At 64.6% G+C, this 24,028-nt stretch carries 20 protein-coding genes; 6 read left to right on the top strand and 14 right to left on the bottom strand.

Annotated elements, in window-relative coordinates; genetic code table 11:
* Positions 1-50: 50 nt before the first annotated feature.
* From QX034_RS18100 to QX034_RS18090, 3 genes are read right to left on the bottom strand one after another with little or no spacing between them, the layout of a single operon-like run.
* Positions 51-1,784, bottom strand: coding sequence for a thiamine pyrophosphate-requiring protein (locus tag QX034_RS18100; RefSeq protein WP_315701157.1), 1,734 nt, complete (start codon positions 1,782-1,784; stop codon positions 51-53).
* Between the two features lie 20 nt (positions 1,785-1,804).
* Positions 1,805-3,490 (bottom strand): FAD-dependent oxidoreductase, encoded by a 1,686-nt coding sequence (locus tag QX034_RS18095; RefSeq protein WP_315701158.1) that lies wholly within the window; start codon positions 3,488-3,490, stop codon positions 1,805-1,807.
* A gap of 21 nt (positions 3,491-3,511) precedes the next feature.
* Positions 3,512-4,885: an MFS transporter gene (locus QX034_RS18090; RefSeq protein WP_315701159.1), complete on the bottom strand. Its 1,374-nt coding sequence runs from the start codon at positions 4,883-4,885 to the stop codon at positions 3,512-3,514.
* Positions 4,886-5,039: 154 nt separating this feature from the next.
* On the opposite strand from QX034_RS18090, the gene QX034_RS18085 reads away from it, so the two are divergent.
* Both QX034_RS18085 and katG read left to right on the top strand, forming a co-directional pair.
* Positions 5,040-5,936 carry a LysR family transcriptional regulator gene (locus tag QX034_RS18085; protein WP_315701160.1) on the top strand — a complete coding sequence of 299 codons (897 nt, stop codon included), beginning with the start codon at positions 5,040-5,042 and terminating at the stop codon, positions 5,934-5,936.
* A 259-nt stretch (positions 5,937-6,195) separates the two neighbouring features.
* Complete coding sequence (gene katG / locus QX034_RS18080) at positions 6,196-8,376, top strand: catalase/peroxidase HPI (protein ID WP_315701161.1); 2,181 nt, start codon at positions 6,196-6,198, stop codon at positions 8,374-8,376.
* A gap of 316 nt (positions 8,377-8,692) precedes the next feature.
* On the opposite strand, the gene QX034_RS18075 is transcribed toward katG, so the two are convergent.
* From QX034_RS18075 to QX034_RS18055, 5 genes are all read right to left on the bottom strand, one after another.
* Positions 8,693-9,514, bottom strand: a complete 822-nt coding sequence (locus tag QX034_RS18075; RefSeq protein ID WP_315701162.1) for a lytic murein transglycosylase — start codon at positions 9,512-9,514, stop codon at positions 8,693-8,695.
* A 102-nt stretch (positions 9,515-9,616) separates the two neighbouring features.
* Positions 9,617-12,772: a multidrug efflux RND transporter permease subunit gene (locus QX034_RS18070; protein WP_315701163.1), complete on the bottom strand. Its 3,156-nt coding sequence runs from the start codon at positions 12,770-12,772 to the stop codon at positions 9,617-9,619.
* A gap of 25 nt (positions 12,773-12,797) precedes the next feature.
* A complete protein-coding gene (locus QX034_RS18065) occupies positions 12,798-13,994 on the bottom strand; it encodes an efflux RND transporter periplasmic adaptor subunit (RefSeq protein WP_315701164.1) in 1,197 nt (398 codons plus the stop codon).
* Between the two features lie 250 nt (positions 13,995-14,244).
* Positions 14,245-14,490 (bottom strand): hypothetical protein, encoded by a 246-nt coding sequence (locus QX034_RS18060; RefSeq protein ID WP_315701165.1) that lies wholly within the window; start codon positions 14,488-14,490, stop codon positions 14,245-14,247.
* A 61-nt stretch (positions 14,491-14,551) separates the two neighbouring features.
* Positions 14,552-15,316: a DUF899 domain-containing protein gene (locus QX034_RS18055; RefSeq protein WP_315701166.1), complete on the bottom strand. Its 765-nt coding sequence runs from the start codon at positions 15,314-15,316 to the stop codon at positions 14,552-14,554.
* A gap of 84 nt (positions 15,317-15,400) precedes the next feature.
* Between QX034_RS18055 and QX034_RS18050 the strand changes: the two genes are divergently transcribed.
* Together QX034_RS18050 and QX034_RS18045 are read left to right on the top strand one after the other, a co-directional pair.
* The gene (locus QX034_RS18050) at positions 15,401-16,621 is read left to right on the top strand and encodes a helix-turn-helix domain-containing protein (protein WP_315701167.1); all 1,221 of its coding nucleotides are present in this window, start codon (positions 15,401-15,403) and stop codon (positions 16,619-16,621) included.
* Positions 16,622-16,653: 32 nt separating this feature from the next.
* The gene (locus tag QX034_RS18045; RefSeq protein WP_316195652.1) at positions 16,654-17,289 is read left to right on the top strand and encodes a PQQ-binding-like beta-propeller repeat protein; all 636 of its coding nucleotides are present in this window, start codon (positions 16,654-16,656) and stop codon (positions 17,287-17,289) included.
* A 144-nt stretch (positions 17,290-17,433) separates the two neighbouring features.
* Here QX034_RS18045 and QX034_RS18040 read toward each other — a convergent pair whose 3' ends face one another.
* Complete coding sequence (locus tag QX034_RS18040) at positions 17,434-18,534, bottom strand: hypothetical protein (protein WP_315701169.1); 1,101 nt, start codon at positions 18,532-18,534, stop codon at positions 17,434-17,436.
* A gap of 225 nt (positions 18,535-18,759) precedes the next feature.
* Between QX034_RS18040 and QX034_RS18035 the strand changes: the two genes are divergently transcribed.
* Entirely contained in the window at positions 18,760-19,581 is an 822-nt protein-coding gene (locus tag QX034_RS18035; RefSeq protein ID WP_315701170.1) for a sugar phosphate isomerase/epimerase family protein, read from the top strand.
* Between the two features lie 27 nt (positions 19,582-19,608).
* Here QX034_RS18035 and QX034_RS18030 read toward each other — a convergent pair whose 3' ends face one another.
* The 3 genes from QX034_RS18030 to QX034_RS34070 all read right to left on the bottom strand — a co-directional run bounded on the left by QX034_RS18030 (position 19,609) and on the right by QX034_RS34070 (position 20,830).
* On the bottom strand, positions 19,609-19,863 hold the full coding sequence (locus QX034_RS18030; protein WP_316195651.1) for a hypothetical protein: 255 nt from the start codon (positions 19,861-19,863) through the stop codon (positions 19,609-19,611).
* Positions 19,864-19,986: 123 nt separating this feature from the next.
* Positions 19,987-20,547 (bottom strand): FAD-dependent oxidoreductase, encoded by a 561-nt coding sequence (locus tag QX034_RS34075; RefSeq protein WP_410050910.1) that lies wholly within the window; start codon positions 20,545-20,547, stop codon positions 19,987-19,989.
* The gene (locus QX034_RS34070) at positions 20,471-20,830 is read right to left on the bottom strand and encodes a hypothetical protein (protein ID WP_409997788.1); all 360 of its coding nucleotides are present in this window, start codon (positions 20,828-20,830) and stop codon (positions 20,471-20,473) included. Before QX034_RS34070 ends, QX034_RS34075 begins: the two co-directional genes overlap by 77 nt.
* A gap of 356 nt (positions 20,831-21,186) precedes the next feature.
* On the opposite strand from QX034_RS34070, the gene QX034_RS18020 reads away from it, so the two are divergent.
* The gene (locus QX034_RS18020) at positions 21,187-21,381 is read left to right on the top strand and encodes a hypothetical protein (protein ID WP_315701172.1); all 195 of its coding nucleotides are present in this window, start codon (positions 21,187-21,189) and stop codon (positions 21,379-21,381) included.
* A gap of 75 nt (positions 21,382-21,456) precedes the next feature.
* On the opposite strand, the gene QX034_RS18015 is transcribed toward QX034_RS18020, so the two are convergent.
* Positions 21,457-22,947 carry an ABC transporter substrate-binding protein gene (locus tag QX034_RS18015; RefSeq protein WP_315701173.1) on the bottom strand — a complete coding sequence of 497 codons (1,491 nt, stop codon included), beginning with the start codon at positions 22,945-22,947 and terminating at the stop codon, positions 21,457-21,459.
* A 32-nt stretch (positions 22,948-22,979) separates the two neighbouring features.
* Positions 22,980-24,026 carry an ABC transporter ATP-binding protein gene (locus QX034_RS18010; RefSeq protein ID WP_409997787.1) on the bottom strand — a complete coding sequence of 349 codons (1,047 nt, stop codon included), beginning with the start codon at positions 24,024-24,026 and terminating at the stop codon, positions 22,980-22,982.
* Positions 24,027-24,028 lie beyond the last annotated feature (2 nt).

The following is a 24,028-nucleotide window of genomic DNA, read 5'->3' as shown; positions in this document are numbered from 1 at the left end:
CAGTCGAGCGGAGCAAGTTCCGCCTTACCGGTAAAATGGATCGCCCCGCTTCAGAGCGGGGTGATATCGACATGCAGGACCGCGGCGCGGCCGTCGTCCAGTGCGACCAGGCAGCGAGCTATCGCCGCGTCAAGTTCGTCCGGATCGGAGACCCGCTCGCCATGAGCCCCAAACGCGCGCGCGACGTCAGCGAAGTGCCGCTGCTCCCCCTCACGCCCGGTGCGAAGCCTTGACAGGAATGAGTCAGTTCGCTGCGCGGTTCCGTCCGGATAGACGCGCTGAACCGACGCCTTCACGGCCTGCCACCCACCATTGTCGAGGACAATGGTGAAGATCGGCAGCTGGTATTGCTGAGACACGGCGTAGACGGAATCCGGCGCGGCGAAATGGAAGGCGCCGTCGCCCACGATCTGCACCACCCGCCGCGAAGGATTTGCCAGGCGGAGCCCGAGCGCCATGCCGCCGCTGAAGCCAAGGCCGCCACCGGCAAGACCGACATAAGTCAGCGGCTTGGTTCGGCGCAGCTGCTGCTGAAGCACCGGCGCATTACGGACCGCCTCATTGAGAACGATGTCGTCCTCCGACAACAGCGCCTGAAGGCGCGCGAAGAGAAAGGCGGGATTGATCGCACCCGGCTCGCCCTTGCGGGCTGCCGCGGATGTCCGCCTCGCCTGCGCGGCCGCGCGCGCGGGCTGCCAACTCGCGACCCGGTCTCGCACTTTCGTCCAGTGGGATTCATCGGCCCGCGCCAGGACGATCTCCAGCACCTGCCGAAGGATCACCGCCGAATCGCCCTGGATGCGCAGGTCGGTCGCAAATCCCCACATCGGAATGTCGGCCTTCAGCGGATCGATGTCGATCTGGATCCAGCGCAGTGCCTCCGCCGCTTTCAGCGCCTGCGGAACGAAGGGCACGTCAGTGTCGACGAGGAGGCCGAGGTCGGCATTGGTCACGAGCGCAGCCGGATCGGAGCCGGCGAAGCACGGCGAGTCATGACAGATGTTCATCGTCACCGGATTGAACTCGACAACCCGGATCCCACAGACGAGCGCCAGCCGTTCGAACACCGCGACCGCTTCGGCGTTGCGACCGAGGTAAGCCGTCAGCGCGATCGGATCGTCCGCAGCCATCAGCGCATCCGCCACCGCCTCTGCACGTGCCGGCTCGATGCCTCCCGACTTCACGCTGCCATAGCGCGCCGGCGGATAAGCGGGCATTGCCTGCTCGTCCCAGGTCTCAGCGAGCGTCTCACGCGGCAGCATCATGTAGACCGGTCCCGGCGGATCGCTGTGCATGAAGGCCGCAGCGCGCGCCAACGCCTCCTTCACCACCACGCCGGACGGCAGCGTGTATTCCCATTTCACATAGGGGCGTACGATGCTGGCCGGATCGAAACTATCCTGTATGAAATGAACATAGGTGTCGCGCGAACCCGCCAGCTCACCATGCAGCGTGAACGGAGCGCGGCCCGCAAACAGCATGACCGGCAGCCGATAGCGAAAGAGGTTCTGGATCGCCATGCATGCATTGGCCGTACCGGCATCGACATGGACGAACACGGCCTGACCGCGTCCGGTTGCCATCGCATAGCCGGCCGCCATGTGGACCGCGACCACCTCGTGCGGACACAGGACGACCTCGGGATGCCGGCGCCCTTCGCTGTCCCAGCGCGCGATCTCCTCGATCAGCGAGACATGGTCGGTACCGAGATTGGCAAAGATGTAATCGACGCCAAGATCGACCAGGGCTTCGAGGAAGTAGTGCGCAGTGCTGTAGCTTGCCATGGCGGCTGCGATGGTCGGAACTAGGCCAGGACGGCTTCGTCGCGGCGCGCCGCGCCGGACTGAGCCGCAAGACCGCGCAGCCGCTCGAACAACCGATCGGGCTCACCGGGTGCGAGCTGGCCGCGCCAGGCGATGTGCGAATCCGGGCGGACGATCAGCAGGTTCTCGGGGAAGCCGAAGCCGGCACCGGCGCGATCGACATCGAGGAGCGTCAGGGGAACGCCCGACCGGGCGGCCGCTCCCACCAGCGGCGACGCATCGACCGCACGATCGAAGCGGACCAGCGTATAGGCGGGGCCAAGCGCATCCAGCAGCGAGCGGCCGCTGGACAACCAGACATGCGGCGCGCGGGCGCCGGGCACGGTCGAGGCCGTGAAATAACCCATGCTGTAGGATGGCGGCGTCTCACCATCATAGGCAATGATCGGCGAGCGGTCGTAGTAGTAGCCGAAGTTCAAGCCGGCGCAGCAATATTGCTGGACGTTGAGATCGTAGGCAGCCTGACCGACCTTGCTGCGCACGGCGTCACCGACCGGACCGTCGAGTTCGACCTCGGCAGGGACCGCCTTTCTCTGACTCATCACGGCAAGGGCGTGGTTCATCGCGAAATGCGATACCTGCTCAGTGATCGGCTGGCGCTCGGCCTCATAGGCATCGAGCAACGCGGGGCTCGCCCATCCCTGCAGCACGCCGGCGAGGATCCAGCAGAGATCAACGGCATCGGCAATGCCGGCATTCATGCCGTAGCCGGCATAGGGAATCCACAGATGCGCGGCATCGCCGCAAATGAAGGCGCGACCTTCGCGGAAACGATCGGCCACCAGGCGGCGGCCGATCCAATCCTCCTTGCTGATGATCTCGTACTGGAAACGATCGTCGACGCCGAGGATGGTGCGGAGCGCCCAATCGCGATCGACGCTGTCGAATTCGAGCTCTTCCGCCGCGAGGTGGTTGTGGATCAGCCAGTTGTCGCGGCCGTCGATCGAGACGGTGGTGCCGCAGCGGCGCGGATTGAGCGACATGGTCATCCAGGCCGGCTTTTGGGTGATCAGGTCCTTCAGGGCCGGCGCGTGGATATAGGTGGACTGCACGCGCTGCACGACATCGGTGCCCGTGAGGCGCGATCCGATCAACCTGCGCACCGTGGAGCGGCCGCCGTCGCAGCCGATCAGATAGTCGGCGGCGATGGTGATGTCCCGGTTCGCCTCGAGATCGCGCGCCCGCGCGACCACGCCGTCTGCGCCCTGGTCGAAGTGCTCGATCTGCACACGATTGAGGATCCTGATCCCAGGTCTCGCCTCGGCACAGGCGAACAGGATCGGCTCGAGATAGATCTGGTTGATGCGATGCGGCGGCTCGGGCGTCGGCCAATCCGTGTCCGGCCCACCGCTCGCCGTGTAGCGGTCCGCGCGGCATGGAATCGGGATACGCGTGAGCTCACGCCCGACGACGGCGGTGCGATAGGCGCAGTCGTTGGGGAAATCGGCCGGCAGTCCGCCTTCCCGCACCTCACGCACGATGCCGAGCCGGCGGAACACTTCCATCGAGCGCGCAGAGACGTGATTGCACTTCACGTTGGGCGGCTCCCCAGCACGGCGAATCTCGGCCACAACGACGTCGATGCCGCGCGAAGCGAGGTCCATCGCCGCGGTCAATCCGACCGGACCGGCGCCGACGATGAGAACCTGGGTTTGAATTTTCGTCATGTCATCTTCTCTCGCTTGCCCTCAGGCCCGCTCGGGCACCGAAAGCGCACCACGTTGTGTCTCTTCGGAAACTGTCGCCCCCCGGCGCATGCCAAGAAGTGCGAGGCCAACCATGACCAGGGCCGAGCAGAGCTGCGGCACGGCGCTCGCCTGGAACAGCGATGGGATGCTCCATTGCGCGGCCAGCATCAGTCCGCCGATGGTGACGCCGAGGATGGAGCCGAAGCGGCCGATGCCGAGCGCCCAGCCGAGTCCAGTGCCCCGGATGTAGGTCGGGTAGACGCGTGCTGCATAGGCATTGCAACCGATCTGGCCACCGATCACCGCAACCCCGGCGACGAAGACCGCTGGCACGAGGATCGGCAATGCGGCTCCGGCAAAGCCGATCGTGACGATCGAGACAAAGCCAGCAATATAGGTCAGGAACAGGACGCGGTCGAAGCCGAGCCGTTCGATCAGCAATCCGAGCCCGACCGTGCCGAGCATTCCTCCGAGCTGGAACGCCACGCCGACGGCGATCGCCGCCTGGACGTCAAGACCCACGCCATGCGCGAGGGTCGGCAGCCAGCTGTTAAGGAAGTAGATGTCGAGCATGTTCATGAAGAACATGACCCACAGCAGCAACGTCGGGACGAGCCGACGCTTGGTGAAGAGCTGCGGCAGCAGAAAGCCCTTGCCGCTCTCCTCGACGATCGTGAAGCGCGCATCGGCGGGGAAGCTCGCCGACGGATCGATGCGCATCAGCAGCGCGCGCACCCGATCATTTTTTCTGCCGTCGAGAGCGAGCAGTGACAACGATTCCGGCAGCCATGCGATCAGGACCGGACAGAGAATGAGCGGAAGGACACCGCCGATCACGAAGATGATCCGCCATCCATAGGCGGTGATCAGCTTTGCCGCGACCGATCCGCCAATCGCCGACCCCAGCGACACCGTCATGAACATCAGCATGATCAGCAGGGTCCGGCGGCGCTGCGGTGCATATTCGCCGGTCAGCGCGATGGTGTTGGGCAGGACGCCGCCGAGACCGAGGCCCGTTACAAATCGAAGGATCACAAGATCGGACACGCTGCCGGCCTGGCTCGTGGCCAGCGACCCCAGCGCAAAGACGACGACGCCGGCAACGACCAGCCACTTGCGACCGAAATAGTCGGCCAAGGCGCCCAACAGCAGCGAGCCGACCATGACACCGAACAGGGATGCACCGAACACAGGCCCCAAGGCCCCGGGCGCCAGATGCAGGTCCTTGCCGAGCGCCGGCGCGACGAAGCCGAGCGCCTGGGCGTCGAAGCCGTCCAGCCCGACCACCAACGCGCACAAGCAGATGACACGGACCTGGAATGCCGAAAGCGGACGGTCGTCGACATAGCGACCGATATTGATCCCCTGCGCCAAATCTCCCTCCCCGTTTGTTTTTTGTCGTTTCTGGACCGATGCGCGCGCCGTTGGGCGATGACCCCTGGGGCGATGACATCGAGTCGCAAATATGTTGCACGTTTGGACTCTTTCGATTAGCCACAAAATTCTGATCAATTCATGAGGTTACCTTATGAGTCCGAGCTTGCGGCAACTCGAGGCACTGGTCCTCGTCTATCGGCTCGGCAGCATCACCAAGGCGGCGGCCGAACTGCGCGTGACGCAATCGGCGATCAGCCTGCTGATCCGGCAAGTCGAGGAGAATTTTCAGCTCAAATTGTTCGACCGGACGACGCGCGCATTGCACCCGACGGCCGCCTGCAGAGAGGCCATCCCGGTCGCGGAACGCATCCTCGCCGGCGCGCAGGGATTGTCGCGGCGGATGCGCGACCTTGCCGAGATCAAGTCCGGCCGGGTTGCGGTCGCGGTCTCGGCCGGCGTGGCCTCCGCCCTGCTTCCCCGGGTGCTCGCGACCTACCGATCCCGTCATCCCGACGTGAGGATCGACCTCCACGACGTCGCGCCCGACGAGCTCTTGGCATTCGTGATGGCGGGACGCGCCGAATTCGGCATCGGCAGTTTCGAGAACGATGGCACATCGGAGGCGAGGATCGAGACGCTGATGCAAAGCTCGCTCTCGGCGATCGGACTCAAGGATGGCCGGTTCGAGAAGCACCGGCGGCTGACCTGGGACGACATCGCCAAGTCCGACCTCATCACGATGCGCCGCGGAACCCGGATTCGCCGCCAGATCGACGAGGCGCTGGCACGAACCGGACGCGAGCTGAAACCGGCTTTGGAAGTGTCGCTGATCACGACGGCGCTGGCGCTGACCGCGGAAGGTGCCGGCATCAGCATCCTGCCCGCGCACATGCTGCCCAGGGCGCAATTTCCGACCCTGGCAGCCATTCCATTGTCTCAACCGACGATTCATCGGCACGTGTCGCTATTGAGCCGCGCCGATTTCGGGCTGTCGCCGGCCGCCGAACGCTTCGTGGCGATTGCCAAGCGTGTCATGTCGGCCAAGTAGCGGGCAAGGCGGGAGTTTGTTCGCATCGGTCATCCCGCAGCGCGGCAACCGAGCATCCCAGCAGGTCCGCCAGAACCTTTCCGGTGAAGCTGTGGTGCGATACAATCGCGCGCTGAAGCTGCACGAACCGTCACACGATTATGATCAGATTTTCTTACCCTTCTGATCATCAATATCGATTTCCCCTGATGGCTGGCGTTTCATAGAGTGTTGCGACCCAAGCTAGGGGAAACCATCCACAGCACGGCAGGAGGCAACAATGGACGACGTCAGCAAGTGCCCGTTTTCGGGCGGCTTGAAGGGATTCACGAACAAGGAGTGGTGGCCGAACCAGCTGAACCTGTCGGTGCTCCACCAGCATTCGAGCCTCTCCAACCCGCTGGGCGAGACATTCGATTATGCCAAGGCGTTCAAGAGCCTCGACCTCGATGCCGTGATCAAGGATCTGAAGGCTTTGATGACGGATTCGCAGGAGTGGTGGCCGGCCGATTTCGGCCACTACGGACCGCTGTTCATCCGCATGGCCTGGCACAGCGCCGGCACCTACCGGATCGGCGATGGCCGCGGCGGTGGCGGCCGCGGGCAGCAGCGCTTTGCCCCCCTCAACAGCTGGCCTGACAACGCCAACCTCGACAAGGCGCGCCGGCTGCTCTGGCCGATCAAGCAGAAATACGGCCAGAAGATTTCGTGGGCCGATCTCTTCATCCTCACCGGCAACGTCGCGCTGGAGTCGATGGGCTTCAAGACCTTCGGCTTTGGCGGTGGTCGCCCGGATACCTGGGAACCAGATGAGGACATCTTCTGGGGGCCGGAAGGCAAGTGGCTCGCCGACGAACGCTATAGCGGCGACCGTGAACTCGCCGGCAATCTCGGCGCCGTGCAGATGGGCCTGATCTACGTCAACCCGGAGGGACCGAATGGCAATCCCGATCCGCTGGCCGCGGCGCGCGACATCCGCGAGACCTTCGCCCGCATGGCGATGAACGACGAGGAGACAGTGGCGCTGATCGCGGGCGGTCACACTTTCGGCAAGACCCATGGCGCGGGCGATGCCTCGTTGGTCGGTGCGGAGCCGGAAGGTGCTGATATGGCCGAGCAGGGTCTCGGTTGGGCCAGCAAATATGGTTCGGGCAAGGCCGGCGACGCCATCACGTCAGGGCTTGAAGTCATCTGGACCTCTACGCCCACCAAATGGAGCAACAACTTCTTCTGGAACCTGTTCGGCTATGAATGGGAGCTGACCAAGAGCCCGGCCGGCGCGCACCAGTGGAAGCCCAAGCACGGCGCGGGTGCCAACTCGGTGCCGGACGCACACGATCCGTCGAAGCGCCACGCGCCGTCGATGCTCACCACCGACCTCGCGCTGCGGTTCGACCCGGCCTATGAGAAGATCTCGCGTCGCTTCTACGAGAATCCGGATCAGTTCGCCGACGCTTTCGCCCGCGCCTGGTTCAAGCTGACCCATCGCGACATGGGCCCGAAGGCGCGTTACCTCGGCCCGCTGGTGCCGAAGGAAAACCTGGTCTGGCAGGACCCGCTGCCGCCGATCGATCACCCGCTGATCGACGAGACCGACGTCGCGGCGCTCAAGGCCAAGATCCTCGCATCCGGGCTTTCGATTTCGCAACTGGTCTCGGCCGCCTGGGCGTCGGCATCGACCTTCCGCGGCTCCGACAAGCGGGGCGGCGCCAATGGCGCGCGCGTTCGCCTCGCTCCGCAGAAGGACTGGGAGGTCAACCAGCCGGCCCAACTCGCGAAGGTGCTGCAGACTCTCGAAGGCATCCAAAAGGACTTCAACGCAACGGCAGCCGGCGGCAAGAAGGTCTCGATCGCGGACCTGATCGTGCTCGGCGGCGACGCTGCGGTGGAAGCGGCGGCGAAAAAGGCAGGCGTCGAGATCAAGGTGCCGTTTGCGCCCGGTCGCGCCGATGCCTCGCAAGAGCAGACCGACGTCGAGTCCTTCGAGGTGCTCGAGCCGAAGGCCGACGGCTTCCGCAACTATCTCAGCGGCAAGCAGTGGCTGTCAGGCGAGGAGTTGCTGGTCGACAAGGCGCAGCTCCTGACCCTGACCGCGCCGGAGATGACGGCCCTGGTCGGCGGCATGCGCATGCTCGGCACCAACGCCGACGGCTCCAAGCACGGCGTGTTCACCAAGCAGGCGGAGACGCTCTCCAACGACTTCTTCGTCAACCTGCTCGACATGGGCACGGCCTGGCGGCCTCTGGACAAGGGCGAGCATGCCTTCGAAGGCCGTGACCGCAAGACCGGCGAGGTCAAGTGGACCGCGACTCGTGCCGACCTGATCTTCGGCTCGCACTCGCAGCTGCGTGCGCTCGCCGAGGTCTATGCGAGCTCGGATGCCAAAGAGAAGTTCGTGAAGGACTTCGTCGCGGCCTGGACCAAGGTGATGAACCTCGACCGCTTCGAGCTGCAGGCATGAGCCCTGCGATCAGAAGCTGATCGACTGCAATAACGAGAGCGGCGCTTCGGAAACGAAGCGCCGCTCTTTTTCTCGGTCGTCATTGCGAGCGAAGCGAAGCAATCAAGAGCCACGAAGGCCTAGATTGCCTCGTCGCTTCGCGCCTCGCAATGACGATACTATCGAGCACTGGTAGGCAAATCGACCTGTCCGCCGAAGGCCGACGGGCAGGTGAACGTGGACGCGTGTCCACTTTCTGGCACAGCGCTCTGCGCCTTTGCCCACCCGACTTTGTATCTCGTACTCCGCGCGACCTACTACAACGCCCATCCAACCTTCACCGCGCCGCGGCGGAACCGCCGCCGTCGATCTGGCGGCCCATCAGCGCGATCGCTTTCTGGTAGACGCCCGCCGCGTTCCAAGCTTCGATTGCCGCAAAATTCGGTTCGCCCGGCTGATAGCCGGCTCCGGCCCGCCAGCCATTGGCGTGCAGGAAGTTCGCGGTCGAGGTCAGCGCGTTGGCGGCATTGTCGAGATTGCCGATGCCATAGTTCAGGATGGTCTTCGGCATGAACTGGGTCTGCCCGACCTCGCCATGCATCGACCCGCGCTGCGACGGCGACAGCTGACCGTGGTCGATCAGCTTGAGCGCCGCATAGAGCTGGTCGGTGAAGAATTCCGACCGCCGGCAGTCATAGGCGAGCGTCGCGATCGACGACAGCATGTGCTGATTGCCGCGCTGGCTGCCGAACCCGGTCTCCATGCCCCAGATCGCGATCAAGGGTCCGGGCGGCACGCCATAGCGCTGCTCGATCGAGGCGAACAGCGCCGCATGCGACTGCTTCATGGACCGGCCGCGCGCCACGATAGCGGCCGCACCGCGCTTGGCCAGGAACTGATCGAGCGAGAGGCCGAAGCTGCGCTGGCCGCGATCGGCGGCAATGGTGGCGCTGGCGTAGTTGGTCTGCATCAGCGCGCCGACGGCGGTCTGTCCGACGCCCTTGGCGCGCGCCTCCTCGCTGAACTGCTGCTTCCAGGCTTCGAAGCCGCCCGGCCCGTTGCCGCACTGCGCAGCAATGGCGTTCTCGCCGACGCTTGTCAGCATCACCAGGGCCAGCGCTGCTCCTATCGTCTTCAGCATGTTTCCGCCCTTGGTCATCCCGGCTACTCCCTCGGCTGAATCTGCGGTCGTCCCGCGGAGGGAAGCTCATAGCATCCAATGGCGCGCGATCCTACCCTCAAGGGTCAGGAACTGCTGATCTCATCCCAGCGCCGGCTTCTTGCGTCCTCGTCCCTCGGCGAGATTGCGCACGACCACGTAGAAGATCGGCGTGAACATGAGGCCGAACAGCGTGACGCCAAGCATGCCGAAGAACACGGCGACGCCGACGGCCTGGCGCATCTCCGAGCCGGAACCGGTCGAGATCACCAATGGCAGTACGCCGAGGATGAACGCGAACGATGTCATGAGAATCGGCCGCAGTCGCAGCCGGCAAGCCTCGATCACGGCATCGAGCCGTTCTCGGCCCTCATTCTCGATGTCGCGGGCGAACTCGACGATCAGGATCGCGTTCTTGGCGGCCAGACCGACCAGCACCACGAATCCGATCTGGGTCAGGATGTTGACATCCTGGCCCATGATGCGAACGCCGATCGTCGCGGCCAACAGGCACATCGGCACGATCAGGATCACGGCAAACGGCAGGGTCCAGCTGCCATACTGTGCCGCCAGCACCAGATAGACGAACAGCACGCAGATCGGGAACACATAAAGACCGGCGCTGGCACCGTTCACCTGCTGAAAGGACAGGTCCGTCCACTCATAGGCAAAGCCGCTCGGCAGCGTCTCATCGGCCAGCCGCTTCATGATGTCGATCGCGGTCGCCGAACTCACGCCCGGCAAGGTATCGCCCTGCACCTCCGACGACGGATAGAGATTGTAGCGCGCAACGCGGTCCGGCCCTGCGACGTCCTTGAAATCGACCACGCTGCCGAGCATGACCATGTCGCCCGCCGCGTTGCGCGTGCGCAGCCGCGCCAGATCAGCGGTCTCCTTGCGGAACGGCAAATCGGCTTGCGCCGTGACGTGATAGGTCCGGCCGAACAGGTTGAAGTCGTTGACGTAGGTCGAGCCGAAATAGGTCTCGATCGTATCGGTGATGTTCGCAATCGGCACGCCGAGCTTCTCGGCCTTGACCCGATCGATATCGACGAACACCTGCGGGGTGTTGGCGCTGTAGGGCGAGAACACGGCGGTCAATCCCGGTGCCTTGCGCGCCGCCCCCACCAACTCGTCCGTCGCGGCGGCGAGCAGCTCGCTGCCCCGTCCCTGCCGGTCCTGGATGCGCATCGTGAAGCCGCCGCCGGTGCCGATGCCCGGCACGGCGGGCGGCGGAATCACGATGATGAACGCACCCTCGATCCCCGCAAGGCGCTTGCGCAACTCGGCCGTGATCACATTGGCGGTCAGCCCCTTCTTGGCGCGGACCTCGGGCTCGTCGAACACGGGAAACAGCGCAGCGGAATTGCTCGCCTGCGTGCGTGTGGCCCCCGACAGACCCGCCAACGCCGGAACCCGCACGACGCCCGGCGTGGCCAACGCGATGTTCTCAATCTTGCGCACGATTTCGGTGGTACGCGCCAGCGAGGCGGCGCCGGGCAATTGCACGGACACGATGACGTAGCCGCGATCCTGCGCCGGAATGAAGCCTTGCGGTGTCGTCGCAAGCAGCCATCCGGCGCTGCCGATCAGCAGTGCATAGACCAGCAGCATCACGACCGAATGCCGGATCACAAAGCCCGCGACGCGCGCATAGCCGTGCGATAGACGATCGAAGATCCGGTTGAACAGGCTGGTAAAGGCGTCCCAGCCCCGCGCGATCAGATTCCAGCGCGCCGGCGGGCGTCGCTCGCCATGCGGCTGCAGGATCTGCGACGCCAGCGCCGGCGACAGCGTCAGCGAGCAGAAGCAGGAGATCGCGGTCGCGACCGCGATGGTGACGGCGAATTGCTGGAAGAACTGACCCGAAATGCCGCCGAGGAACGCGGTCGGCACGAACACGGCGCAGAGCACCAGCGCGATCGAGACCAGCGCGCCGCCGACCTCCTCCATCGTCTTGAGCGCCGCATCCCGCCTGCCCAGGCCATGCTCGAGATGGCGTTCGACATTTTCGACCACCACGATCGCATCGTCCACGACGATGCCGACCGCGAGGACCAGACCAAACAAAGTGAGATTGTTGATCGAGAAGCCGAGGGCCGCCATCACCGCAAAAGTGCCGACCAGCGATACCGGGATGGCGACGATCGGAATGATCGCAGGCCGCCAGCCCTGCAGGAACACCAGCACCACGATGACGACCAGCGCCATCGCCTCATAGATGGTCTTCACCAGTTCGCTGACGGACTGGGCGATGAACTCGGTCGGGTTATAGCCGATATTGTAGTCGAGGCCCCTGGGGAAATTGGCCTTCAAGCCCACCATCGTATCGGAGATCCGCTTGGCGGTGGCGAGGGCATTCGAGCCCGGACGCTGAAACACCAGAAGCGCCACCGCGGACTTCCTGAGCAGAAAGCCGTTGGTGGAGAAATCCAGCGCCCCGAGCTCGATCCTGGCCACGTCGCGCAGCCGCACGGTACGGCCGTCGGCGCCGGCCTTGACGACGATGTCCTCGAACTGCTGGGGCTCCTTCAGCCGGCCAGTGAATGTCAGGTTGGGCTGAAAGGCTCGGTCGGCGATCGGCGGCGAGGCGATCTGCCCACCCGTGATCTGCAGGTTCTGGGCGCGGACCGCCGCCACCACGTCGCCAGCCGTCATGCCGAGATTGGCAATCTTGTCCGGATCGAGCCATAGCCGCATCGAATAGTCCCGCGCCCCGAAGATCGTGATGTCGCCGACGCCATCGAGCCGAAGCAACTGGTCGCGGACCTGCAGCAGCGCGTAGTTCGAAATGTAGGTCTGGTCGAAAGTGTCGTCCGGCGACAGCATGAACACGACCATCATCAGGTCGGGACTGTTCTTGCGCGTGACGACGCCGTTGCGCTGCACCTCCTCCGGCAGCCGCGGCTGCGCGATGGCGACGCGGTTCTGCACCAGCACCTGGGCCTTGTCGAGATCGGTGCCGAGCTTGAAGGTGACGGTGATGTTCAACTGGCCGTTCGAGGTCGCCTGGCTGTAGAGATACAACATGTCGTCGACGCCGTTGATCTCCTGCTCGATCGGCGCGGCTACCGTGTCGGAGACGGTCTGCGCGGAAGCGCCGGGATATTGCGTGGTGACTACGACGGTCGGCGGCACCACTTGCGGATATTCCGAGACCGGCAAGGTCGGATAGGCGATCGCGCCGACGATCAGCAGCACGATCGACAGCACCATCGCCAGGATGGGCTGGTTGATGGAGAGCCGCCCGAGATTCATGATCTGCGCCTATTGATTGTCGCCGTCAGGTCCCGCTCGACGCCGGATGTGGCGCCACCTTGGCACCCACGCGCGCACGCTGGATACCGTCGATGATGACGCGATCCTCCGCCTTCAGGCCTTCGCGGATCACGCGTAGACCCTCATCGAGCGGACCGAGCGTGACCGGCCGCGCCTCGACCGTGTCGTCGTCCTTGACCACAAAGACGATCTTGCGCGACTGGTCGGTGGCAACAGCAGTGTCCGGAATCAACAGCGCCTCATAAGGCAAGGAGCCGATCAGGCGGACGCGGCCGAACTGCCCGGGCAGGATCGAAAGATCCTTGTTCTGGATCACGGCGCGGCTGCGCAGCGTGCCGGTCGAGACGTCGAGCCGGTTGTCGAGGAAATTGACCGTACCGTCATGCGAGGGCTTGGTCTCGCCCGTCAAGGTGACCTGCACCGGATTCGGCGTGTCGCGTGAGCTCGGACGCTTGCCCTCGAACCAGAGCCTGGAGTTCTTCTGATAGGTCGCCTCGTCCATGTCGAAATAGATGTAGATGGGATCGAGCGTGACGATCGAGGTCAGCAGCGTCGAGGTGCCGGTGTCGCTACCCTGGATGAGATTGCCAGCGCTGACCAGATGCCGGCTGACCCGGCCCGTTATGGGCGCCAGCACATGGGTGAATTCGACGTTCAGCTTGGCTGCCTTCATCACGCCCTCGACCTGGGTCTCCGCCGCCTGCGCCGATTGCAACGCCTGACGGCGCTGGTCGACCACGGAATCGGACACCGCCTGGGTCTTGTTGAGCGTCTCGGCGCGGTCAAATTCGCGCCGCGCCAGCTCGGTCTTGGCCTTGGCGTCCGCGAGTTGGCCCTCGGCCTGCTCGGCCACCGCCTCGAACGGCCGTGCATCGATCACATAGAGCAGATCGCCGGCATGGACGATCGCGCCGTCCTGGAACTCGACCGAGGTGATATAGCCACCGACCCTGGCGCGCACCTGCACCTCTTCCACCGCTTCGAAGCGGCCGGTGAACTCGTCCCAGTCGGTGACCGTACGCTTGACCGGCTGAGCCACGGTGACAGGTGGAGCAGCGGCCGCCTGAGGCGGCGGCTGCTGCTCGCCACAGCCGGTGAAAGCGGCCGCGAGGCAGAGCGTTAAGATGTTGAGCGTCCTCCTAAAACCAACGAAATTGTCGGTTCGCTGCGGCGTGGCGGACGACAAGCGACTGGTGCACATCGACGCGTATTCCCCGGGAGACGTGCGGAGCATAACACGCAATCACGTCATCGGCCTTCAAAATCGACCGCATCTAATTCGCTGCCCAAGTTGAAGGACGCCCATCATCTCTCAAAGGCGGGTTCCATGGTCCGCACCTCCGCTGAATTCGTCGTCCTCGATGAACACTGGCGGAAGATATCCGATTGAGGCGTCGAAGGTTGCGACGCAGGCCCGCTATCCAAAATTGAAAGGCACGGCCGGCGGCCCTTCATGGCAGATACTGCGCTGCGGCCGCGATCGAGCGGCGGCCGGTACGCCACCAAGCAGCAAGCCTGAACCACGGCGCCAAGTGAAAGACGCTCATCAGCACGTACATCAGCAGCATCGGATTCATGATAGCTCCTTCTCGGGACGCTAGGCACATCGGGTCCGGCGCGCTCGCGCCGGGCACGCAGGTCGCGAGCGCCATGATCGCGAAGGTGGGCGCGGCGGCGAGGCTGAGCCAATCGGCCATGCCGGGCTTTGCTCTGGTTGCAGTTGACGATTGTTCCATCGATCTGCCGCCTCTGCCCGTATTACGATTGCACGCCGTATTCGTCACGGCGGCGCCACCACATGCCCTGCTCGTTGCGTCCCTTCGGCGCGCGATCGAGCCATTGATAGCTGCCCCATAGTCCGTCGAGACCGCGCGCGTAGGCCGAATAGGTGTGGTAGACCGCGCCGTCTTCGCTAACGAACGCGCTCATGCCGGGGCGATCGCGCATGAAGGTGGCGCCATCGGTTCCGCAGGCGGACGCCACCCGCGCGACCATCGGCGGCACATCCGCTGCTGTGCGGGCCGGAGTCGGCTGGTAATTGTACTCGGTACCGCCCTTGAGCTGCTGCTCCTCGGTGGTCGAGACGTTGAAGTCGAAATTGAAATCGCTGCTCGCCGAGGAGGCCCACGGGAAAGACCAACCCATCCGCTTCTTGTAGGCCTTGAGCTTGGCGAGTGGTGCACGCGAGACCGCCCACAACATCACGTCGTGCTGCGCGAGGTGGACTGCGAAGCCGTTGAAGCCGTCGGCGATCATCGAACAGGATGGACAGCCGGCCGCAAAATCCGGCCCGAACATGAAGTGATAGACCAGGAGCTGCGAACGTCCCTGGAACAGATCGGGCAGCGAGGCCGGGCCATCATCGGTGTCGAAATGGTAATCCTTGTCGACCCGAACCCAGGGCAGCGCCTGGCGCCGCCGCGCCAGCGCATCGCTCTGCCTTGTCAGCTCCTTCTCGGCCTGCAGCAGTTCGAGCCGTGCTGCCAGCCAGTCTTCGCGTGTTCCCGTAAGGTGTGTGGCCATGGCGTGATCCTTTGAATGTTGATCGCGAGTTACGTTAGGATCGGCCCCGGCACAGGTGGGAGTTACAAGTGTGACGGGATTTGCATGGACTCGCTGATCACGGCCGCGGCGCTGGCGCTGGCCTCGGGGGATGCGCTCGGGGCGCTGAACCGGGTGGCACTGCGCGAGGATGCGCCGGCGCTGGCGTTGCGTGGCATCGCCATGGCGCGGCTCGGGGATTTCGTGCGAGCGAAGGCGCTGCTGCGACGCGCGGCCGGCGCGTTCGGCCCCAGCGAAGCGGTGGCGCGCGCGCGCTGTGTGGTCGCCGAAGCCGAGATTGCGCTCGCCTCGCGCGATCTGCGCTGGCCGACCAAGGCACTGGAAGCCGCGCGGGTGATGCTCGACAAGCATGGCGACCGGCTCAATGCCGCGCATGCGCGCAGCCTGGAAATCCGCCGCCTGCTTCTGATCGGCCAGCTCGACGAGGCCGAGCAGCGCCTCGCCCAACTTGACCCGGCGCCATTGCCGCCGGCCTCGCGCGCGATCTACGAGTTGATCGTGGCGGGACTTGCGATGCGACGGCTGCAGACCAAGGCCGCGCGCGCCGCCCTTGAACGCGCCGACCATGCCGCACGACGCTCCGGCATCCATGAACTGATCGCGGAGATCGAGCAGGCCTCACATGCTTTGGCTGCGCCCGCGGCGCGACTGATCTCGCGCGGCGAGGACCAGCTCTTGCAGCTGGCCGAAGTCGAAGCCCTGCTTCGCTCCGATGCGCTCGTCGTCGACGCCTGCCGGCTTGCCGTGCGTTACGGCCGTGTTGTTATTAGTCTTGCGCGGCGGCCCGTTCTGTTCGCGCTCGCGCGGGCGCTGGCCGAGGCATGGCCCAACGACGCGCCGCGAGCCGCGCTGATTGCACAGGCGTTCCGCGGCAAGGAGGCAGACGAGTCGCATCGCGCGCGGCTGCGTGTCGAGATCGGACGGCTGCGGCAGGCCTTGCAGCCTCTGGCCGAGGTCGCAGCGACCAAAGTGGGCTTTGCGCTGTTACCGATCCGTGTGCAGGATGTGGTCGTATTGACGCAGCCGATCGAAGACGAGCATGCGGCCGTGCTGGCCTGTCTCGCCGATGGCGAGGCCTGGTCGAGCTCCGGCCTGGCGCTTGCGCTCGGCTCCAGCCAGCGCACCGTGCAGCGCGCGCTGGACGAACTGCTGCTCGCCGGCAAAGTGCAGGCCTTCGGGCACGGACGGGCGCGGCGCTGGACCAGCCCGCTGCTGCCGGGATTCGCGACGACCTTGTTACTCCCCGCCGCGCTGCCGGCGGAATAGCATCCTTGCATTGAGATCACAGGAGCGGACAGATGAAGCCACGAGTGGCGGAGATCGTCAGGGAATACGGCCCGTTTGGGGAGGCCGCACGGGTCGGCGGCGTCACCTATGATGGCCGGAACGTCTGGTTCGCAGCAGGAGATGCATTGAAGGCATTCGACCCGGCCGATGGTTCGGTGCAGCGTTCGCTGGACGTGCCCGCGCATGCCGGGACCGCGTTCGACGGCCGGCATCTGTTTCAGATCGCCGAAAGCCGCATCCAGAAGATCGATCCCGCGAGCGGCGAGGTCGTGGCGACGATCCCAGCACCGGGTGGCGGCGGCGATTCGGGCATGGCCTGGGCCGAGGGGACACTCTGGGTCGGCGTGTACCGCGAGCGCAAGATCCATCAGATCGATCCGGACACGGGCAAGATCTTGCGCACCATCCCCTGCACGCGCTTTGTCACCGGCGTGACCTGGGTCGATGGCGAACTCTGGCACGGCAGCTGGGAAGACGAAGCCGGCGCGTTGCGCCGCATCGACCCGCAGAGCGGCGAGGTTCTCGATCAGCTCGACATGCCGGAGGGCATCACTGTCTCCGGGCTGGAGTCCGATGGAAAGGATCAGTTCTACTGCGGCGGCGGCAGCAGCGGCAAAGTGCGCGCGGTGCGGCGGCCAAGGCGGTAGCCGCGCGGCGACGTGATCATTGAACGGCTAGCCATGCACAGACTCGGTATTTCGCCTGTGCCTGCCGTCTCGGAAACGTTTGCGCGAATGGCAGAGCGTGCGGCGAACCAAACCGTCTCCTGTTCGGAGGCAAGCGCCGCAATCTCACTGACCGATCGAGCTATACGCGGCCTTGCGGAAGCCGGCATTGGCCTCCTCGCGCTGCGCCCCTTGCGGCTGCTGGCCGAGCGCCTTGGTCGGCGTCACGACCGAGAAGAGGATGAAGCCGCCGGCCTTGCGCGGGAAGATGAAATATTCGGCGATATCGGACTTCGCGCTGTCCTCGCATGAGGACATGCCACGGAACACGACCTGGCTGTCGACCAGCTCGCTGTTGCGCGCCGAGATGAACTTGCCTTTGCAGTCCCTGGCGTCATTACCGACGATCGTAGCGGCGACCTCAAGCCCGTCGACGTTGCGCTCCGGCGGCACGATCCGGACGAAGCCGGTCGCGTTGTCGGCCTTCCAGGCTACGCCGCTCGACGTCAGCCACACCGGCGCCTCGCCGCGGCTCAGGATCGAAGGGTGCGACAGCGCGGCCTTGAGGATGAAGTTGGAGGCGATCTGCATCGCCTCCAACTGCAACTCGGCCGACCCCTCCTGCGGTCGGGACGGCTGCAGGCTCGATGCCGAGGTCGGCGGCGCTGCCGGCCGTGGCGCTGCATTCGCCTGCCCTAGGTTCACGGTGAAGTTGGTCGCTGCAGCCAGCCCACCTTCATTGACCGTCTTTGCGCATTTGACGAGCGAGGGGAGCAACACCGCGGTGCCGTCGAGGCTGAACTGAAACAGATTGCCTTGCGCGAAGGCGGACATGGTTCGTGCCGCGCGGAAACTTTTAACCAGCGCGGAATTGATCGGCATCGGCACCGCGACCATGTTGGTCGACAGAACGGTGCCAGCGACGTTGAAGCTGTTACGACCATCGAAGCTCAGCACGATCGGGAATTTCTGACCAGGCGTAAGCGTCCAGCTCGGATGGATGAAGGCAAGCGCCCATTCATAGGTCTTCGACACCACGACGCTGAAGGTGATGCCGCTCGCATAACTCGCCCCCGCGATGCAGCTGGTGAATTCACCGGTCTTGTCGTCGGTGTAGGCTCCGCCCGACCACCCTGCCGTCGAAATCGAGCCGTAAGGACCTCGCGCATGGGCGGGATACACCAGGGCCAGCATCACGAACAGCAACGTCGCAAGTCGAGCGCCCACAGCTGCCCTCCCCTTTTCGACACGATATTACCGCATTGTTGCTAAACTGACGCCTACGTCAAGTAGCGCGGCCGACGATCTGACTACTCGAGCGATTCGGTTGCAAATGCGCGCGGACCCGGGCAAGGAAGCGCCCCGATATCCACTCCATCCGTTTCACCAGACCGTCATCGAACCGAGCTAGCGGTCGCGCTTCGCTCAGACGATCGTCAAGGGATCAATGACATGTCCGCACCGCTGCCATTGCTGGGCGCCGCGCTCTCCGTCAAATCCATTCCGGCGCACCGCGACTGGCTGCTCGAGCGCCAACGCGATCTCGAGATTCAGGATTTTTCCCGCGCCGAGGTGCTCGATGGCGATTGGCGCGCCGTCGCCAGCGAGATCAAACGGATGCTCGATGGCCATACCGGCCGGCGCGGCATCCATGGCCCGTTCTGGGGTTTCAAGATCGACAGCCACGATCCCCTGATCCGCCGCGCCGTGACCAAGCGCCTGCTGCAAGGGCTCGAAGTCGCCGAATTCCTCGGTGCGACCCAGATGGTGATCCACTCGCCGTTCACGACCTGGGACCACAACAATTTCGACATGACGCCCGAGAGCCGTCAGGACCTCGCCGAGCGCGTTCGCATCACGCTCGCCGACGTCGTCGCGCGCGCCGAGCAGTCGAACTGCGAGATCGTGATTGAAAACATCGAGGACAAGGATCCGAGGGACCGCGTCAATCTGGCCAAAGCGCTCGGCAGCGCCAAGGTGCGCGTCTCGCTCGATACCGGTCACGCCAACTACGCGCATCATTCCACCGGGGCGCCGCCGGTGGATTATTATGTCGAGGCGGCCTCCGACATGCTGAGCCATGTGCATCTGCACGACAGCGACGGCTATGCCGACCGGCATTGGGCGCCGGGTGAAGGCAATATCGCTTGGACTGCGGTTTTCCGAGCGCTTGGCCGGCTGACCTCCAACCCGCGCTTGATCCTCGAGCTTCGCAACCACGACCATGTGCGCGCGGGCGCGGCCCATCTGACGGCACTCGGCCTCGCCGAATAAGGCCGCAAGTCGCCGCCCTTCCCCCGCTCAGTGTCGGGCGACGATCAACCCTTCATTTGCGTGCAATTGCACCGGGCCGTCGGGGCTCATGCCGCTCAGGAATGTGCTGTTTGCTGGGACCACCGAGACTGTTTCGATCATGTCCCCCTCGGTCCTTTCAAGGCTGATGGCAGCCACGACGGTCTTGCCGGCCAGCGACATCCATCGCTCCGCCGCCTGCAGCCAAAGATCGCGGCGCGACGGATCGCGTTCGGCTTCCTCACGGCAGCTCGTGGCCGCCACCCAACATGCCGATCTTCTGTCCATCATCCATGCTGTGGCCGGTCCTTGTCCGCGGCATTAACCTAAGCTGCCCTCGCGCGTGATTTGATCGAGGCCGATCCGTTCGAGCTCCTCTGCCCGCTCTCAGGCATATCTCATCGGCAGCGAGTGGTGGGCGTGACAAGCGGCGACCGCAGCATGCCCGAAGGCGACCGAGATCTGGTGCAGATCGGTCACGACGTCGCCGATGCCGTAGAGGTGATCGACATTGCTGCGTTGCTTATCGTCAACCTTCAGGAACCCGTCCGACGTATGGCTCGCCCCGAGTTGAACCGCGAGCTCGGAGCGGACATCGGCCCCCATCGCTGGATAGACGACGTCGAAACGCTCGCGGGTGCCGTCGGCCAACACCGCCTCGATGCCCCCCTCTTTTCTTTGGAGGGCAACGAGGCAGGGGGCAACCTGCACAGCGGCATCGGCAAGCTGCTGGACCCCGGCTTCGTCGCGGACGTCGTCGGCGGGGACCAGGATGACTTCGGCGCTATACACCCGCATGAACAACGCCTTGCCGATCGCGTGGCCGAACGGCCCGACCACCGCGATCTTGCGCCCGATCGCCTCGAACGCGTCACAAATCGAACAATAGCGCAACTCGCCGCGCCTGACGGCGTCCACCCATTCCGCCAGCCGCGTCTGCTTGTCCATGATCCCCGTCGCCAAGACGACCCGCTGCGTCTCGATCACGCCGCTCGCGTAAGAGGCCAGCAATGGCCTGCCATGCCGTTCCAGCGAACTGACGAAGCCGCGAATGATGGGAACCCCGAGCCCGATCACCTGCTGTTCCATCCGTGCGAGCAGTTCGCGGCCCGGGAATGCCGTCGGGAAATCCGGGCAGATTATGGCTGCGAGGAATCAGGGCGGCGCACGAGGCACCGCTGTCGACCACCGCGACGTTGCGACGGAAACGCGCCAGATAGATCGCAGCCATCAGACCGGCCGGCCCGCCGCCGATGATCAGCACCTCAGTATGCATATGACCTTCGCATGGGGTTCACAGGACGCCGGATGCGCTCGACGTCGCCCCCGGTAAAGTCTCTGAAACCCAAGAGATTCGAGAGGGAAAAGTTCTTGCCGACAATGGAATTTGCAGCTTGCCGCCGTGTTGATCACGGCACCGGACGGAAGCCGCGGCCACTCGGACCGGAACCGCTTCACGGGCGGAATCCACAGGGAACTCGCACCCGGTGCGGAACTTTTTACGGGGTTGGGAACTTTAACTTATGACGCTGCCCGGGGGGCGCGTCCGTGTGATGTTATGAAGTTGTGAAGTGATGAGGGGCGTCGATGAGGTTTGTGAATTCGACCGACGAGAGTTTGTTGGCATACTACGAAAGTGTCCGCAAACAGGTCGCTGCTGATAGCCGGATCGGCGGGCCCTACCGCTTGATCGGAGAGCGCGCCAAGCAATATGCGACCGAACTGCAGGCGGAGATGCGACGGCGGCAGATGCGGTTCACGCCGATCGAGTGGCCGCACTGATCCCCGCCCCTTCGTCTCGAAGCTGAGGCGGGCGCGGCAGGCACTCCTGCCGCATCCGCCCCTCGCCTTCTAACGTTATTCCCAGGCCCAGCTGGAAAAATCGTTCTCGAACTGCGGAACGTCCTTCCACAGGCCCTTCAGCTTCTTGTTGGCGATCGTGATGAATTGCGGCTGGTACAGGAAACCAGCGGCGGCATCGGTGGCCAGCATCCGCTGCGCATCGCCCAGCAGCGTGGCGCGCTCGGCCTCGTCGGCCGTGGCGACGATCGACTGATAAAGCTTGTCGAAAGCGTCGGAGTGATAGCCGAAATAGTAGTTGCTCTCGGTGAACTTCACCAAATCGAACGGCTCGACATGGGAGACGATGGTAAGGTCGAAATCGTGCGGGCCGTTGAAGACCTGCGCCAGCCAAGCCGCCCATTCCAGGTTCTCGATCTTGGCGACGATGCCGACCTTGGCGAGTTCTGCTGCGAGCACCTCGCCGCCTTGCCGCGCATAAGGCGGCGGCGGCAGCCTGAGGCTGAGCTCAAGCGGGGTCTTGATGCCGGCCTCCGCCAGCAGCTTCTTGGCCTTCTCGGGATCGTAGGGATTGATGCCGGTGGTGTCGACATAACCCAGTGAGCCCGGAACGTAGAAGCTGCCGATCGGCGTCCCGAGACCGTCGGCGGCGCCCTCGATCATGGCCTTGCGATCGATCGCGGCAAGAATGGCGCGGCGGACGCGGACATCGTCGAGCGGCTTCTTCTTGTTGTTGATGGTGACAATGGTTTTCGCCTTGGAGCCACCGATCAGCACCGAGAAGCGCGGATCGGCCTTGAACTGCGCCAGGCTGCGGCCCGCGGACACGCGCGGAAACGCATCGACATCGCCCGACAGCAGGCTCGCGACCTGCGCCGCGGGATCGCTGATGAAGCGGATTGTCACCTTGGAAAGCTTGATTGCGCCCGCATTGCGATAGTCCGGCCATTTATTCAAGGTGATTGAAGAGCCCTTGGCCCAGGTGCCCAGCGTGTAAGGGCCCGTACCGACCGGCTGCGTCGCGTCGGTGGCGACGCTCTTCGGCTCGACGATCGCGGCCGTCGCCTGCCCGAGCAGGAACGGCAAATTCGGCTCGGCATTCTTCAGCGCGATCACCACGGTGTCCGCATCGGCTGCGGTGACGGACTCAAAGCCCTGGAACAGCGCCTTGTCCTTGTTGGTGCTGGCAGGCGCTGCCGCGCGGTCGAAGGAGAACTTCACCGCAGCGGAATCGAACGGCTCGCCGTTCTGGAATTTGACGCCCTTGCGCAGCTTGAACGTATAGCTCTTCAGGTCGGGCGAGGCCTTCCAGCTCTCGGCCAGCAGCGGCGAGACCGACGAGTCCTCGTTGATCTTGGTCAGCGCCTCATAGATGTTATAAAGTGTGACTTCCGCGATCGCCGCGGCCGCCGCACTGGTCGGATCGAGCCCGGTCGGCTCCAGCGTCATGCCCATGATGACACTGTCTTTCTTACTTTGCGCCAACGCGGGCAGCGACGCAGCCGCCAACGCGGCGGCGATGATGGCGGTCGATAGTTTCTTCAACATCGGTTCTCTCCCCAGAGGATCAAAACTACCCATCAATGCCGATGCGAGACAAGGGCTTCGCCCGCCTCGACCGGCGCCGGCTGCGCCAGCACCGCCTCGGCTTTGTGACATGCCGCAAGATGTCGAGCGCCGATTTCGCGCAGCGTCGGCGCGTGTTCGCGGCAATGCCCGTCCGCAAGCACACAGCGCGGAGCATAGGGACAACCGGCCCTGCCGAGCGCCTGCGATCCAACGACCGGCGCTTCGCGGCGCGGTCTGATGGCTCCGGCCCGCGCGCGCGGCACGGCATCCAGCAGCGCCCGCGTGTAGGGATGCGCGGCGCGCGCGAACAGATCCTCAGGGCATCCCTGCTCGACGATCTGCCCGAGATACATCACCGCGACCTCATCACAGAGATAGTCGACCACTGCAAGATCGTGGCTGATCAGGATGAAGCTCAAGCCGAAATGCTCCTGCAGGTCCTGCATCAGGTTCAGCACCTGCGCCTGGACGGACACGTCGAGCGCGCTGACCGGCTCGTCGGCGACGATCAGCTTCGGCCGGGTGATCAATGCACGCGCGATCGCGATGCGCTGCCGCTGCCCGCCGGAGAATTCATGCGGGTACTTGTCCATGTCGGGCTCGCGCAGGCCGACCTCGCGCAGCACGGCGGCCACGCGCTCGCGCGTCTCGGCACGATCCAGCCGGCCAAGCGCGCTCAGCGGTTCTGCGACGATGCGCCAGACCGTCTGCCGCGGATCGAGCGAGCCGTACGGATCCTGAAATACCATCTGGACGTCGCGCCGCGCCCGGCGCAATTCCTCGGCCGAAAGGCGGTTGAGGTCGCGTCCCAGCAGCCGGACCGAGCCCGATGACGGCCGCTCCAGCGCCATCACCAGCCGCGCGAAAGTCGACTTGCCGGAGCCGGATTCGCCGACGATGCCCAGGCTCTTGCCGGCGTTCAAGCTGAGCGAGACCCCGTTCAGCGCATTCACCTGGCCCGGCGGGCGGAACAGATTTTCGCGCGGCAGCTTGTAGCGTTGCCCAAGGTCGTTGACCTCCAGCAGCGGCGGCTCGGAAGGTGGTGACTGCTCCGTGATGC

It is taken from the genome of Bradyrhizobium sp. SZCCHNR3119 (genome assembly GCF_032487775.1).
GTDB lineage: Bacteria > Pseudomonadota > Alphaproteobacteria > Rhizobiales > Xanthobacteraceae > Bradyrhizobium.
The sequence above is the reverse complement of the archived record's forward strand: the minus strand, read 5'-3'. Positions and strand labels throughout refer to the sequence as shown.

What these genes read in the sequence shown, in the direction of transcription:
- QX034_RS18095 (WP_315701158.1), bottom strand. Translation starts at nt 3,490, where the DNA reads ATGACGAAAATTCAAACCCAGGTTCTCATCGTCGGCGCCGGTCCGGTC.
- QX034_RS18075 (WP_315701162.1), bottom strand. Translation starts at nt 9,514, where the DNA reads ATGACCAAGGGCGGAAACATGCTGAAGACGATAGGAGCAGCGCTGGCC.
- QX034_RS18065 (WP_315701164.1), bottom strand. Translation starts at nt 13,994, where the DNA reads ATGTGCACCAGTCGCTTGTCGTCCGCCACGCCGCAGCGAACCGACAAT.
- QX034_RS18045 (WP_316195652.1), top strand. Translation starts at nt 16,654, where the DNA reads ATGAAGCCACGAGTGGCGGAGATCGTCAGGGAATACGGCCCGTTTGGG.
- QX034_RS18050 (WP_315701167.1), top strand. Translation starts at nt 15,401, where the DNA reads ATGGACTCGCTGATCACGGCCGCGGCGCTGGCGCTGGCCTCGGGGGAT.
- QX034_RS18060 (WP_315701165.1), bottom strand. Translation starts at nt 14,490, where the DNA reads ATGGCCGATTGGCTCAGCCTCGCCGCCGCGCCCACCTTCGCGATCATG.
- QX034_RS18100 (WP_315701157.1), bottom strand. Translation starts at nt 1,784, where the DNA reads ATGGCAAGCTACAGCACTGCGCACTACTTCCTCGAAGCCCTGGTCGAT.
- QX034_RS18035 (WP_315701170.1), top strand. Translation starts at nt 18,760, where the DNA reads ATGTCCGCACCGCTGCCATTGCTGGGCGCCGCGCTCTCCGTCAAATCC.
- QX034_RS34070 (WP_409997788.1), bottom strand. Translation starts at nt 20,830, where the DNA reads ATGGCTGCGATCTATCTGGCGCGTTTCCGTCGCAACGTCGCGGTGGTC.
- QX034_RS18020 (WP_315701172.1), top strand. Translation starts at nt 21,187, where the DNA reads ATGAGGTTTGTGAATTCGACCGACGAGAGTTTGTTGGCATACTACGAA.
- QX034_RS18085 (WP_315701160.1), top strand. Translation starts at nt 5,040, where the DNA reads ATGAGTCCGAGCTTGCGGCAACTCGAGGCACTGGTCCTCGTCTATCGG.
- QX034_RS18015 (WP_315701173.1), bottom strand. Translation starts at nt 22,947, where the DNA reads ATGTTGAAGAAACTATCGACCGCCATCATCGCCGCCGCGTTGGCGGCT.
- QX034_RS18070 (WP_315701163.1), bottom strand. Translation starts at nt 12,772, where the DNA reads ATGAATCTCGGGCGGCTCTCCATCAACCAGCCCATCCTGGCGATGGTG.
- QX034_RS18055 (WP_315701166.1), bottom strand. Translation starts at nt 15,316, where the DNA reads ATGGCCACACACCTTACGGGAACACGCGAAGACTGGCTGGCAGCACGG.
- katG (WP_315701161.1), top strand. Translation starts at nt 6,196, where the DNA reads ATGGACGACGTCAGCAAGTGCCCGTTTTCGGGCGGCTTGAAGGGATTC.
- QX034_RS34075 (WP_410050910.1), bottom strand. Translation starts at nt 20,547, where the DNA reads ATGGACAAGCAGACGCGGCTGGCGGAATGGGTGGACGCCGTCAGGCGC.